This window comes from Haloterrigena alkaliphila, assembly GCF_017352155.2.
Lineage (GTDB): Archaea > Halobacteriota > Halobacteria > Halobacteriales > Natrialbaceae > Haloterrigena > Haloterrigena alkaliphila.
The window spans coordinates 1487453-1501704 of record NZ_CP071462.1; the positions used below are offsets into that span (position 1 = coordinate 1487453).

The window sequence follows — 14252 nt, forward strand, 5'->3', positions numbered from 1 at the left end:
GTCGGGAATTGTCTTTTCATCCCGGAGCGGATGGACCGATTCGGTTTTCGCACCCGGTCCGCGAGCGCCCGGCCCCACTACCTTGGTGCGTGACGTCGTATCGACCGATCGAGGACCAGTTCATGGGAGATCACGATCACCGATCCGACGGCGACCCGACCGACGACCGCGAGCGACCGGACCGGGTCGAACAGTCGGCGCTCGAGGACGAAGCCGACGACGCCGAGCGAGGGCGAGCCGAGATTCGCGACCGACAGGAGCGCGAGGGCGAGCACGCCGGACACGAGCGCGGAGATGACCGGGATGGTCACGGCGCGGAACACGACCACAGCGGCGACAACGGTCACGGCGACGGCCATAGCGGCGGGATGCACGCCGGCCACGAGACGATGTTCCGGCGACGCTTTTTCGTCTCGACGCTGCTCTCGATCCCCGTCCTCCTCTACAGCGAGACGCTGCAGGGGTGGCTCGGTTTCACCGTCCCCGCGTTCCCCGGCAGCGAGTGGATATCTCCCGTCTTCGCGGTGATCGTCTTCGCCTACGGCGGGGTCCCCTTCCTCCGCATGGCCGTCCCCGAACTGCGCGAGCGCGCGCCGGGAATGATGACGCTCATCTCGATGGCGATCACGGTCGCCTTCGTCTACAGCCTCGCGAGCCTCGTCTTCCCCACCCAGACGGCCTTTTTCTGGGAACTCGTGACGCTGATCGACATCATGCTGCTGGGCCACTGGATCGAGATGCGGAGCGTCCGGCGGGCCTCGAGTGCGCTGGACGAACTGGCGAAACTGATGCCCGACACCGCCGAGCGGATTACGGACGACGGCGAGACCGAAGAGGTTCCGGCGATCGACCTCGAGGAAGGGGATCTCGTCCTCGTCCGCCCCGGCGCGAGCGTGCCGGCCGACGGCGTCCTCGAGGAGGGCGAGTCGGACGTCGACGAGTCGATGATCACCGGGGAGTCGACGCCCGTCTCGAAGGAGCCCGGCGACGAGGTGATCGGCGGGACCGTCAACGGCGACGGCAGTCTCCGGGTGCGGATCGGCGCGACGGGCGAGGAGACGACGCTCGCCGGCATCATGCGGCTGGTCGAGGAGGCCCAGTCGAGCGAGTCGAAGACGCAGGCGCTCGCGGACCGCGCCGCGGGCTGGCTGTTCTACGTCGCGCTGGGCGCGGCCGTCGTCACGGCCGTCGCGTGGACGGTCGCGACGGGGTTCGACTCGGCGGTAATCGAGCGCGTCGTCACCGTCCTCGTCATCGCCTGTCCGCACGCGCTCGGGCTGGCGATCCCGCTGGTGGTCGCGATCAACACCTCGCTGGCCGCGCGCAACGGGATGCTCGTCCGGGACCGGATCGCGATGGAGCGGGCTCGCACCCTCGATACCGTCGTCTTCGACAAGACGGGGACGCTCACGGAGGGCGAACAGGGGCTGGTCGACACCGCGACCGTCGACGACGTCACGACGGACGAGGCGCTTGCGCTCGCGGCCACCGTCGAAGGTGACTCGGAGCACATGATCGCCCGGGCGATCCGCGAGGCGGCCGACGACCGCGGCGTCTCGAGGGGGACGGCGGCCGATTTCGAGGCCCTGAAGGGTAGAGGCGTCCGCGCGACGGTCGACGGTGACGAGATCTACGTCGGCGGGCCGAACCTGCTCTCGGAACTCGAGGGTGACGTGCCGGCCGATCTCGAGCGGTTCGCGGATCGCGCGGGCGAGAACGCACAGACCGTGGTTTACCTCGTTCGGGAAGGCGAGCCCGTCGCCGCGTTCGCGCTCGCGGACGTGATCCGCGAGGAGAGCTACCGGGTCGTCGACGCGCTCCACGAGCTGGGACTCGAGGTGGCGATGCTGACCGGCGACTCCGAGGACGTCGCCCGGGCGGTCGCGGCAGACCTCGGGATCGACACGGTGTTCGCCGAGGTGTTGCCCGACGACAAGGACGAGAAGATCACGGAGCTACAGGAACAGGACAAATCGGTCGCGATGGTCGGCGACGGGGTCAACGACGCGCCGGCGCTCGCCCGGGCCGACATCGGCATCGCGATCGGGAGCGGGACGGACGTCGCGGTCCAGTCGGCCGATATCGTCCTCGTCCAGAACAATCCGATGGACGTCGTTCGGCTCGTGAAACTGAGCCGCGCGAGCTACCGAAAGATGCGACAGAACCTCGTCTGGGCGGCGGGCTACAACGTCTTCGCGCTCCCGCTGGCGGCGGGCGTGCTCGCGCCGGTCGGGATCTTGCTCTCGCCGGCCGTCGGCGCCCTGCTCATGTCGCTCAGCACGGTGATCGTCGCGATCAACGCGCAGTTCCTCCGGCGAGTCGATCTCTCCGTCCCGAACCTACCGGACGTTGCCGCGCCGCGGGAGCCGCGGCCGGCGGATTGATTCCGCCTCCTCACCGATCGCGCTGCGCGGGAAGCGTGAACGAAAACGTCGAGCCCTCGCCGGGTTCGGAGTCGACCCAGATGTCGCCGCCGTGGCGCTCGACGATCCGTTGACAGAGCGCCAGCCCGATGCCCGTCCCTTCGTACTCGTCGCGACTGTGGAGTCGGTCGAAGACGGTGAACACGCGGTCTTGGTCCTCCGGATCGATACCGATTCCGTCGTCTCGCACCGAGATGACCCACTCTCGTCCCCGCCGATTCGCGTAGACGTGAACCCGCGGCGGCTCGTCACCGCTGTACTGGATGGCGTTGTTGAGCAAGTTCTGGAAGACCTGCCGTAACTGGCTGGCGTCGCCCGTCACGCGGGGGAGTTCCGCGGCCGCGATCTCCGCGTCGGTTTCGTCGATCTGGAGCTGCAAGTCCGCGAGCACGTCGTCGAGAACGGTATCCAGCTCGACCGGTTCGAACGGATCGCCCCGCGTTTCGATCCGCGAGTACTCGAGGAGGCCGTCGATCATGTCGCGCATGCGTTCGGCCCCGTCGACGGCGAACTCGAGGAACTCCTCGCCGTCCTCGTCGAAGGCGTCGGCGTAGCGCTGCTCGAGCAACTGGAGGTAGCTCGTGACCATCCGGAGGGGCTCTTGCAGGTCGTGGGAGGCGGCGTAGGCGAACTGCTCGAGGCGTTCGTTGGATTCCTCGAGCGCCCGTTCCCGCTGTTTTCGATCGAGTTCGAACTTGACCCACTGCGCCATGAGGTGGTGGAACGTCCGTTCGGCGTCCGTGAACTCCCGGCCGCGCGAGTCCGTCGATACGAAAAAGAGCGTTCGGTCGGGCTCGTTGTCGAGTTCGATCCGCGTGCCGAGATACGTCTCCACGCCGAACGCCTCGTACGCGAGGGTGTTCCCGAACCCGGACCGTTCGGGATCGGTGACGTCGGTCACCGTCTCGTCACCGACGGTCGTCCGACAGTACGTCTCCGAGAGCGGTACCTCCGCGCCCGGCACGAGCTGGTCGTGGTCGCCCTTCGTAGCTTCCACTTCGAACGAATCGGCCGTCGGATCGATCTGGGCGAGCCCGCCGATTTCGAGATCGAACCGCTCGCGTCCCAGCTCGAAGATGTCGTCCAGTTTCTCCTCGAAGGAACGGTTGGGATCGGCGGCGATCCGGCTCAACGTCCGCTGATACTGTTCTCGCCGCTCGCGCTCGAGTTCGTAGCTGACCCACTGGCCCATCAGCTCGATGAACGTGCGCTCGGTCTCGGAGAACGGCCGGTCGCGGGGCTCCGTGCTGCCGAACCAGAACGTCCCGTACGGTTTCGATCCGTTCATCACCCGCGTCCCGAGGTAGCTCGTCAACCCGAACTCCCGGTAGATCTGGTCGTCCTGCCAGTCGGTGCCGCGCACGTCAGCCATCGCGACGGGGTCTTCGGTTTCGACGGTGCGGCGACAGAAGTGCCCGTATCCCGGGTTGGACCACAGCTCCTCCTCGGGGCCGACGCCGAGGCCGACGCCCTTCTCCAGCCGGAATTCGCCGCCCCACGACGGCAGGTGGTTCAGCCCGCCCATCTCGAGGCCGAACTGCTCCCGGCCGAGTTCGAGCAACTGTTCGAGTTTCTCGTCGAAGTCGCGGTCGGGGTCGGCCGTGATCCGGTAGCTCTCGCGGAGGAAGCGCTCGCGGCGCTGGCGCTCCAGTTCGTACTCGACCCACTTGGCCATCATCTCGAGGAACGTTCGTTCGGCGCTGGAGAACCGTTCCTCGCGCGGCGTCTCGGCGGCGAAACACAGCGTCCCGTACTCCTCGCCGCCGACGTGGACGGTCGTTCCGAAGTAGGCGTCCAGGCCGAACCGCTCGTAGGCGGGATCGTCGGTCCACCCTCTTTCCGCCGCGTTCCGGACGGAGATCGTACCGGGTGAGGCGAGTAGCTTCTCGCAGTACGTCTCCCTGAGCGAATCGGTCACACCCGGCTCGATGATCTCGTGGCCCCCGACGGCTTCCACGATTTCGAACGTGTCGTCGTCGTTGGTTTTCGTAAAGTACCCGATCTCGAGACCGAGTCGTTCGCGCCCCAATCGCAGTAGCTCCTCGATTTTCTCGCCGAACGAGCTGTTCGAATCGGCGATCGTCTCGTACAGTTCCCGCTGATACTGCTCGCGAGTCTCGATCGTCGTCTGCGTTTGGGTCCGGTCGACCACCGTCGCCAGTTTCCGGTCGAGTTCGCGCGACGGCCGGTCGGGGCCGAAGTACTCCTCGGGCGGCGTGTAGTAGAAGTTCTGACAGACGGTGGTGTCGTCGTAGACGAGGAACGGGTGGGTCTTGAGAACGTCGTGGAGGACGTCCGCCGGAAATCGGTTCCGGTTGTACTGGCAGCAAACGGTGTACTCCTCGCCGTCGTAGAGCGGGTTGAGCAGTTCTTCGTACTCGCAGACCTGCTCGAAGTGCGCGTCGTCGCCCTCGAGCGCCCACGTCATCTCGGCGGCGGCTCTGACCCCTTCGAACCCGTCGGCGGTGGCGTCCGCGAGCGTCTCCTCCCAGAACGCCAGCATCGCCTCGCGGTCGAACTCGCCGGTCCGACGGTAGGTCTCGTCCTCCGTGTGTACCGAGAGCGCCCCGGACTCGAGGGCGGCGTCGACGTCGATGCCGCGGGCTCGCATCGCCTCGAGTACCTCGTCGACGGTGTTGTCGTCGGCGACGTAGACGCACCGCTCGCCCCGTTCGAGGCCCTCCCGGATGAACGGGACGACCGCCGCGAACTGCTCGTCTCGGTCCTCGTAGAGAAGCGCGAAATGGTCGGTGTCGTGGTGGCCGTCGATCGGTTCGATGGGGTCGCGAATGTCGAAACTCGATTGCGAGGCGTCGAGCCTGCGTCCGGCGGCAGACGTGGGATGGCGACCAGTGTCGTTCGATTGGTGTTCACTCATGTGTTTCCTTCAATTGGCGGCAGCTCGCTACCGGTTCGTGGCTCCGATATGCAGAGGCCTTCCTCTTCCGCTCCGAATGCGACTCGTTACGCGTGCAGAAGATGGCAGCGGGGAAAAGAGCACCGCATAGTGTCTGCACGTAGATTGGTCAGAATTATAATATTTTCCGTCCTCGAGGGCGATTCACGCCGACGCGTCGTATCCGGCCTCGTCGACGGCAGCGACGAGCGTTCGCGCCTCCGCGTCGCCCTCGACAGTCGCCCGCGCCGCCTCCCGGTCGACAGCTACTGACTCGACGCCTTCGACGCCCTCGAGCGCCTCCTCGACGGTTTGCTCGCAGTGTTCGCAGGACATGCCTTCGACGGTGATGGTCTGACTCATACGAGGACGTAGGGGCGCCGGGTCTTTGTGGGTTTCTGCTTTCGACGCGAGCGAGAACGGGCGTTCGAGTTTCGATTCCAAAGTGACCGTCGCTATCCTCTTTGCACTCGAGTCCGAACTGGCGGTATGCGCGACCTCGACGAAACCGACATGGAAATTCTGCGGCTGCTGGGCGAGGACGCTCGCCGGCCGTACAGCGAGATCGCCGAGCGGGTCGGCCTCTCCGGGCCGGCCGTCTCCGACCGCGTTCGGCGACTCGAGGAGGCCGGCGTCATCGAGGGCTTCACCGTCGACGTGGACCAGTCCCAGCTCAGAGCCGGGATTCCGGTGTTCGTGCGGGCGAACGTTCCCGCGGGCGACGTCGACGACTGCAGGGCGGCCGTCGCGGACGCCGACGCCGTCGAGCACGTGTTCGTCACCGCCGACGGCGAGGTCTGGTTCTACGCCCGAGCGCAGGTCCAGCGGGTTCGCGAGTGGCTCGACGGCCTCTTCCCCGCCGACGGCGTCGCCTACGACGTGACGCTGCTGGACGACGCCGAGTGGACGCCGTCGCTCGACGGCACGTCGTTCGCGCTCACCTGCGCGGAGTGTGGCAACACCGTCGACAGCGAGGGGGAATCGACGCGCATCGACGGTGAAGTGTACCACTTCTGCTGTCCGTCGTGCTCGAGCCGGTTCGACGCGCGGTACACTCGACTCGAGGAGGGCGCGTGACCTTCGATTCCAAACCGAGCGCGCCGCCGAACTTCGGAGTCTGACCAGTAAAGGGGGTAAGGCGGGACCGCCTAGTAATGAGTACCCGGACCGCGCACCTGGACGTTCGGGGCATGAGCTGTGCGAACTGCTCGCAGACGATCAGCGATGCCCTGGTATCCCTCGACGGCGTCAGCGAGGCGAACGCCAACTTCGCCACCGACGAGGCGACCGTCGAGTACGACCCCGAGGCGGTATCGCTCGCCGAGATATACGACGCGGTCGAGACGGCCGGCTACGAGGCCGAGCGCTCGAGTCGCTCCATCGGCATCACGGACATGACCTGCGCGAACTGCGCGGAGACCAACGAGTCGGCGCTGGAGTCCGTCCCCGGCGTCGTCGAGGCGGAGGTCAACTACGCGACCGACGAGGCGACCGTCGCGTACAATCCGAGCGACGTCTCGCTCGAGGACCTGTACGTGGCCATCGAGGACGCCGGCTACACGCCCGTCCGCGACGACGGTGGCGAGGAATCGGACCAGGAGCGCCGCGACGCGGCCAGGCAGGCCGAGATCCGCAAACACCGCCGACTGACGCTGTTCGGGGCGATCCTGACGGCGCCGTTCCTGCTGTTCATCGCCGATCGGCTCCTGCTCGACGGGGCGATTCTCCCCGAGACGATCCTCGGCGTCGAGTTCGGCTGGCTCGAGTTCCTGCTCGCGACGCCGGTCTACCTCGTGCTCGGCCGGGAGTTCCTCGCAAACTCCTACACCGCGCTCGCGAAGAATCGGACCGCCAACATGGACGTGCTGATCGCGCTGGGCTCCTCGACGGCCTACGTCTACAGCCTCGTCGTCCTGCTGGGCCTGCTCGCGGGGAACCTCTACTTCGACACCGCCGCGTTGATCCTCGTGTTCATCACGCTGGGCAACTACCTCGAGGCCCGCTCGAAGGGCCGGGCCGGCGACGCGCTGCGGAAACTCCTCGAGATGGAGGCCGAGACGGCCACGCTGGTCGACGACGAGGGGAACGAAGAGGAGGTGCCCCTCGAGGACGTCTCGGTCGGCGACCGGATGAAGGTCCGGCCGGGCGAGAAGGTGCCGACGGACGGCGTCGTCGTCGACGGCCAGTCCGCGGTCGACGAGTCGATGGTGACCGGCGAGTCGGTCCCCGTCGAGAAGGAGGAGGGCGACGAGGTGATCGGCTCGACGATCAACGAGAACGGCGTGCTGGTCGTCGAGGCGACGAAGGTCGGCTCGGACACGGCCCTGCAGGGAATCGTGCAGACCGTCAAGGAGGCCCAGTCCCGCCAGCCGGAGATCCAGAACCTCGTGGACCGCATCTCGGCGTACTTCGTCCCCGCGGTCATCCTCAACGCGGCGTTCTGGGGGCTGGTCTGGTTCCTCTTCCCCGACGCGCTCGCGGGCGTCGCGAGCGGTATCCCGGTGCTGGAACTGGTCGGCGGCGGCCCGGCCGCCCTCTCGACGTTCGAGTTCGCCGTCGTCGTCTTCGCCTCGGCCGTGTTGATCGCCTGTCCCTGCGCGCTGGGGCTGGCGACGCCCGCGGCGACGATGGTCGGCTCCACCCTCGGCGCGCAGAACGGCGTCCTGTTCAAGGGCGGCGATATCTTGGAGCGCGCGAGGGACGTCGACACCGTCGTCTTCGACAAGACCGGGACGCTGACGACCGGCGAGATGACGCTGACCGACGTGGTCGCGCTCGAGGGCGATGGCGACCGCGCGGCCGCGGACGGCGGGGATGCGGCCGCAGACGGCGGTGCAGTAGTGGCTCGCGAGTCGCTCGACGAGCGCGAGGTCCTTCGCCTCGCGGCCAGCGCCGAGCGCAACAGCGAACACCCGCTCGCGCAGGCCATCGTCGAGGGCGCCGAGGAGCGCGGCCTCGAGCTAACCGACCCCGAGTCGTTCGAGAACGTCCCCGGACAGGGCGTCCGGGCGACCGTCGAGGGCCGCGAGGTGCTGGTCGGCAACCGCAGACTGCTCGAGGGGGAAGGCGTCGATCCCGCGCCCGCCGCCGAGGCGATGGAACGCCTCGAGCGCGAGGGCAAGACCGCCATGCTGGTCGCCGTCGACGGCGCGGTCGCCGGCGTGGTCGCGGACGCCGACACGGTCAAGGAGAGCTCGCAGGAGGCGGTCGCCGCCCTGCGCGAGCGCGGCCTCGACGTCATGCTGATCACCGGCGACAACGAGCGGACGGCCCGCGCGGTCGCCGAACGCGTCGGGATCGATCCCGAGAACGTCCGCGCGGGCGTCCTGCCGGAGGACAAGGCCGACGCGCTCGAGCCCATCCAGGCCGAGGGGCGGAAGGCGATGATGGTCGGCGACGGGGTCAACGACGCGCCGGCGCTGGCCGTCGCCCACGTCGGGACGGCCATCGGCTCCGGGACGGACGTGGCCATCGAGGCGGCGGACGTGACGCTGATGCGCGACGACCCCCTCGACGTGGTGAAGGCGATCCGCATCTCCGAGGCGACGCTGGCGAAGATCAAGCAGAACCTCGTCTGGGCGCTGGGGTACAACACGACGCTGATCCCGCTGGCCTCGCTGGGCCTGCTCCAGCCGGTGCTCGCGGCCGGCGCGATGGCGCTGTCGTCGGTCTCGGTGCTCTCGAACAGCCTGCTGTTCCGCCGGTACACCCCGGATCACGACTACGAACTGTTCGGACGACTCCGGCGCTAGTTCGTAGTTACTGACCGTGGTTGCACTGTTTTTCGCTTCGGGCGAGTAACCGACGAGTGTCTTTCTCTTCGCAAGAGTAACCGGCAAGTGACGGCCTCCATGCAGCGTACCGTGGCAACGGGGATTTCCACACCCTCCCCAGCCGATTCGCTCACTCCGTTCGCTCATCCCTCGCGCGGTATCGTTCCATGGTTCGCTCGGCTCGCGGTTCCCGCCGGTCACCGCTCGCATTCTCGAGGCCTCACTTCGTTCGGCCTCGCGCCGCTCACCATGTCACAGCGCGCGCCGCCGCATAGTAAAGTCGGCTCGAGGCGGAACCCGCCGTCGGTCGGAGTCCGCCGGTCACAGCGGAACGAGCGTGTCCGCGATGAGCAGGGTCACGTAGGCCTCGACGAACGCCGCGAGGACCAAGAGTAGCCAGCCGAAGACGACGAACAGCGTCGTCCGCAGGAGGTAGCTCCTCGTGAACAGCGCGTCGCGAGAACCGAAGACGCGCTGGCCGAGGCGGTGGACGAATCGGAAGCCGACGCCGGCGGCGATGAACAGCGCCGGGAGTTCGAAGATCCCGTGGGGGCCGATCAGGGCGACGATCAGGCCGAACCCGGTCTCGGAGCCGACGACGGCCCCGATGTTGCCGATGAGGACGCCGTTGAAGCCCATGATGAGCAGCGTCACGACCCCCAGGGTGAGCGCGCCGGCGATCGACGCCAGGAACGGCGGGGTGTTGTTCTGGATGAAAAACGTCGCCGTCGGTTCGAACGGCAGTTCGCCCGTGGGATCCCCGACCTCGCCGGGCAGTTCCTCCTCGCCGAACTCCTGCGTGATCATCTCGAGGAAGAAGTCGACGAGGTCGACGCCGGCGGCGTACAGCGCGACCCCGAGGACGACGCCGACGGCGAACACGCCGGCGGAGAACCAGACGTACGGCCGGTGTTCGGTCCACGCGTCGTCGAGGTGGCCGAGAACCGACGGCGCGGCCGTCCGTCCAAGGAGCCCGACCGCACCGAATACGAGCGCGAGAACACTCGCGCCGCCGGCCGCTCTCGGCGCGTCGGACGCGACGAAAATCGCCCCCGCGGTCCCGGCCGCGATCACCGCCAGCGAGAACAGGAGCGCGCTCCAGCGTCGGATGGCCTCCGGATCGGATCCGCCCGGAGGCTGAGTTGGTTCCGACCCGTCGCCCCGACTCGGTTCGGAACTCGAGGCGGTCCGGCCGGGGTCGTGTCCGGACTCGTCCTGCAGGTCGGCCGCGGATCGGTCGGTCGGCGACGTCTCGCGGTCGCGACCGACGTCGTCGTTCTCGGGACTTCCAGCGGGCGGCCACTCGTCGCGGTCGGGGTCCGTTTCGGTTCGGCCACCCCTATCGTCGTCGCGCATAGTGGCAATTCGACGAAACGTCTGATAAATCCGCCGGCTGCAGGCGGGCATGCTCGAGCGAGCCGGCGAACCGGACTCTCGACTGCCATTCGTCGAGATCACCGCGCCAGTAGCCCGTCTCCTGACGCGAAACTGATCCGCCGTGACCGACACGGTAGGTGTCTAATCGCCCCTCAAGGACACTCGTCCGGATTTCGCCGTACACTTCGATCCCAGAGAATAGAGGATTTCTATCTCGAAATTCGATTCATAATGTATCTATGTCGTCCTCGTCGAAGTCCAACTGGGCCTCCTCGGGATGTTCGGCTTCGTGGGCCCGGTCGTCCTCCGGCGTTTTCATGAATCTGTATCGATCCCCCTTTTGTAACACATATCCATCTTCGGCGAGGCTTTTGAGCTCAAGTTTTGTTTCCGTCTTTAGCTCTCCCTCCTCGGCTGCAACCTGCTTGATCTCGTCGATGTGCGCGCCCTGAGCATCTGTCTCCAGTTCCTTGACGATAGACAGAACATGATGAGTTAGATCGGGGTTTGACCAGGCCTCGAGCGTCGGCCCATCGCCCTTTCGAGCGTTCATCTTCCGGATTTGGTCGAGTATCTGTTTGTGCATTTTCTCGAGGCGACTAATCCGACGATCGAGGGCGTTGAATTTACGCCGGATCTCGTCCTCTGGTGCCGATTCGCTGCTCTCCCATTCAGTCATTGTTCGTGTAGTTCTCTATACCAGTGTCACTTTACACTATGGGTGAAGTTAGGCGGCCGAACACACCTCTCGCGGGCCAAACTACACGCACTTATCTGGGACAGTAGTCACACCCGGTCGCTGGTCGCCTCGACCGTCGACCGGATCTGCTGAATCGACTCCTCGAGTACGCCAGTGTTGGTGACGAGTTCAAGATCAGATAGTGAACTTATCGCCGACTTTTTGAAAAAGTAAAATGGTTCAAGTATGATCTGTCTCGAGCATCTTCAGGAGTTCGTTTGCGAGCAATGGAGGGATTATCTCTTAGCGCAGTATAACAGAAATAGAGAATAATAATCTTCTGGAACTGCGCGACCGTCTATTAGACGCACTTACAGTAATATTATTTTCAAAATTTATCCGCGATCTTTTCAATCGATTGGACGAATCTCCACAACAGATATATTATAATCACTAGTAAGGTGTATCCAAACCAAACAATTACCTCCTGAGATAATAACATAGTTATAATCAAGACAGATATAATTACTATCCCGATTGCAGCTATCTCGTAAATACTTTGCTTATTCATGTTCGATAGAATAATCTTGTTCCAATATCATATAATTTTCCACATTATCGGATAGGGTCTAATACAATAATTACTTACTATAAAATAGCAAAACTAGCCAACAGAAATATATGAAGTTAGTCACCTATATGGAGTTTCCTAAATAGGTAGTATTACGTAATTGTATTGTATGCCTACAATTGTATGGTAGATAGAACCCGACGACAGATTCTTCGGAACACTGGTATCGGAATTGCTGGCATGAGCACTCTCGCAAGTTCAGCTACCGCAAAAGAAGATCACAGTGGAAAAGGTGTAACTGTAGCAGTCCGGAAGTTTATCGAGAAAGGTGAGTACCAAAAAGCTAAAAAATTGCTGGAAAAGAACGATATCGAGCATTCATTTGCAATCACACGTCCAGCTAATAACGTATCCATTCAGAATGGCCGATACGTTTCTCCTAGCACACATGAAGATACGGAAATATTCGTCGGAGTTTATAATAACTTCAATGGGACGTTCGACGTAGTAAACCGCTGGACCTTAGTTGAAGAGGGCAGTTGGCTTACATCAAACAGTGTTTGCCCTGATGATGGTGCTGCAATATTCTGGAACGAGAACCATTGGCAGCCAGTAAGTCTCGGAAGAAGCAACTTCAGTACATCTTACGACTACGTAAATTACGGAGAATATTCTGGTTCGGGTGGAGTGCTGGCAGAAGTTGATATCCCTGCGCCAGAGTCAGATAACGGTCGAGATAAAGTAACAGGATCATTCTGAATTGAACTGGAAGATGTGACCGGTGATGGGCGTAACTATCCCATTAAAGGACAATAAAAGCATACTTGTATAAATACGAACACAAGAACTTGTTCTGGAGCGAATGCTGGGTTAAGTCTCGGTCCTGTATCCATTTCGGTAAGTGATAATGTCCAAAAATGGAGTATGGCCGCTCAAGATTCATATTAGTATAATGTAATTTTCGGATTAATTCCGCGGTAAACGACATCGGATCGGTGACGATCCACCGCCTTTGACCGTACAGCGAAATGTCCGACTGCCGCGCTTCGTGATGCTGTAGTCCGCTAGCGGAACGTCCTGGTTGCTCGAGCGGGCCGGCGAACCGCGCGCCTGACTGCAACTCGGCGGGATCACTGCCCGACTCCCATTCGACAGGATAAGGCGACTCCGCGAGAAACGCCGAGCCATGACAACGCTGGCGATCACCGGCGGACAGGTACTGTTGCCCGACATCACGGTCACCCGTGCGGACGTCCTGATCGATCAGGACCGCGGCGAAATCCTCGAGATCGGCGACGACCTCGCGGCCGACGCCGACGAGACGCTCGACGCCGCGGACTCGCTGGTCACCCCGGGGTTCGTCAACGGCCACAGTCACGTCGCGATGACCCTGCTCCGGGGATTCGCGGACGACAAGCCGCTCGACGCCTGGCTGCAGGAGGACATCTGGCCGGTCGAAGCCGAACTGACCGCCGACTCCGTTCGAGCCGGGACCGAACTCGGCGTCCTCGAGATGATCAAGTCCGGAACCACCGCGTTCGCGGACATGTACTTCTTCGTGCCGACGATCGCCAGGGCGGTCGCGGACGCGGGCCTGCGGGCTCGACTCGGCCACGGCGTTATTTCGGTCGGCAAGGACGAGGACGCGGTCCGCGAGGACGCCCGCGAGGGCCTCGCGGTCGCCGAGGACGTCGACGGGATGGGCGACGGCCGCATCTCGTCGGCGTTCATGCCCCACTCGCTGACGACGGTCGACGAGCAGTACCTCGAGGAGTTCGTTCCGCAGGCTCGCGAACTGGGCGTGCCGATCCACTACCACGCCAACGAGACCGAAGACGAGGTGGCGCCGATCGTCGAATCCGAGGGTGTCCGCCCCCTCGCGTACGCCGCCGAGAAGGGGATGCTCGAGGACGGCGACTTCATCGCCCACGGCGTCCACCTCGACGAGAGCGAGATCGGCCTGCTCGCGGAGGCGGGCACCAGCGTGATCCACTGCCCCGCCTCGAACATGAAGCTGGCCAGCGGAATGGCGCCCGTCCAGCGCCTGCTCGAGGCCGGGGTCACCGTCGGGATCGGGACCGACGGCGCCGCCTCGAACAACGACCTCTCGATGCTCGACGAGGCCCGCGACGCGGCCATGATCGGCAAGCTCGCCGCGGACGACGCCAGCGCCGTCCCCGCGGAGGCGGTCGTCGAGATGATGACGCGGGGGAGCGCCGACGCCATCGGGTTCGATACGGGGCGACTCGAGGCGGGCGCCCCCGCCGATCTCGCGGTGATCGACCTCGAGCAGCCCCACCTCACCCCGCGCCACGACCTCGTGAGCCACCTGGCCTACGCCGCGGCGGCGGCGGACGTCCGCCACACCGTCTGTGACGGGCAGCTTCTCATGCGCGACCACGAGGTGCTGACGCTCGACGAGGACGCGGTTCGTGCGCGAGCGAGCGAGGAAGCCGCGGCGCTGATCGATCGCGCTGACGTCTGAGGCCGGTCAGTGTCGCACTTCGATGAACGAACTGAACACCTAGAGGCG

Annotated in this window: 10 protein-coding genes; 5 read left to right on the forward strand and 5 right to left on the reverse strand. The window is 64.3% G+C overall.

The features are described 5' to 3' along the window. The first annotated feature begins 122 nt into the window (after positions 1–122). Complete coding sequence (locus J0X25_RS26055) at positions 123–2384, forward strand: copper-translocating P-type ATPase (RefSeq protein ID WP_425600929.1); 2262 nt, start codon at positions 123–125, stop codon at positions 2382–2384. A 10-nt stretch (positions 2385–2394) separates the two neighbouring features. On the opposite strand, the gene J0X25_RS26060 is transcribed toward J0X25_RS26055, so the two are convergent. Beyond that, positions 2395–5301 (reverse strand): MEDS domain-containing protein, encoded by a 2907-nt coding sequence (locus J0X25_RS26060; protein WP_207290454.1) that lies wholly within the window; start codon positions 5299–5301, stop codon positions 2395–2397. Positions 5302–5484: 183 nt separating this feature from the next. Continuing rightward, a complete protein-coding gene (locus tag J0X25_RS26065; protein ID WP_207290455.1) occupies positions 5485–5682 on the reverse strand; it encodes a heavy-metal-associated domain-containing protein in 198 nt (65 codons plus the stop codon). Between the two features lie 126 nt (positions 5683–5808). On the opposite strand from J0X25_RS26065, the gene J0X25_RS26070 reads away from it, so the two are divergent. Further along, on the forward strand, positions 5809–6396 hold the full coding sequence (locus J0X25_RS26070; protein ID WP_207290456.1) for an AsnC family transcriptional regulator: 588 nt from the start codon (positions 5809–5811) through the stop codon (positions 6394–6396). Positions 6397–6473: 77 nt separating this feature from the next. Further along, entirely contained in the window at positions 6474–9071 is a 2598-nt protein-coding gene (locus tag J0X25_RS26075; protein WP_207290457.1) for a heavy metal translocating P-type ATPase, read from the forward strand. A gap of 342 nt (positions 9072–9413) precedes the next feature. Here J0X25_RS26075 and J0X25_RS26080 read toward each other — a convergent pair whose 3' ends face one another. The 3 genes from J0X25_RS26080 to J0X25_RS40045 form a co-directional block, all read right to left on the reverse strand. After that, on the reverse strand, positions 9414–10448 hold the full coding sequence (locus J0X25_RS26080) for a stage II sporulation protein M (protein WP_207290458.1): 1035 nt from the start codon (positions 10446–10448) through the stop codon (positions 9414–9416). Positions 10449–10695: 247 nt separating this feature from the next. Next, the gene (locus J0X25_RS26085) at positions 10696–11148 is read right to left on the reverse strand and encodes a hypothetical protein (protein ID WP_207290459.1); all 453 of its coding nucleotides are present in this window, start codon (positions 11146–11148) and stop codon (positions 10696–10698) included. Positions 11149–11536: 388 nt separating this feature from the next. Further along, on the reverse strand, positions 11537–11719 hold the full coding sequence (locus J0X25_RS40045; protein WP_486606262.1) for a DUF8066 domain-containing protein: 183 nt from the start codon (positions 11717–11719) through the stop codon (positions 11537–11539). Positions 11720–11902: 183 nt separating this feature from the next. Between J0X25_RS40045 and J0X25_RS26090 the strand changes: the two genes are divergently transcribed. Together J0X25_RS26090 and J0X25_RS26095 are read left to right on the forward strand one after the other, a co-directional pair. Continuing rightward, positions 11903–12478, forward strand: coding sequence for a hypothetical protein (locus J0X25_RS26090; protein WP_207290460.1), 576 nt, complete (start codon positions 11903–11905; stop codon positions 12476–12478). A 427-nt stretch (positions 12479–12905) separates the two neighbouring features. Continuing rightward, entirely contained in the window at positions 12906–14204 is a 1299-nt protein-coding gene (locus J0X25_RS26095) for an amidohydrolase (protein ID WP_207290461.1), read from the forward strand. Positions 14205–14252: the final 48 nt, after the last annotated feature.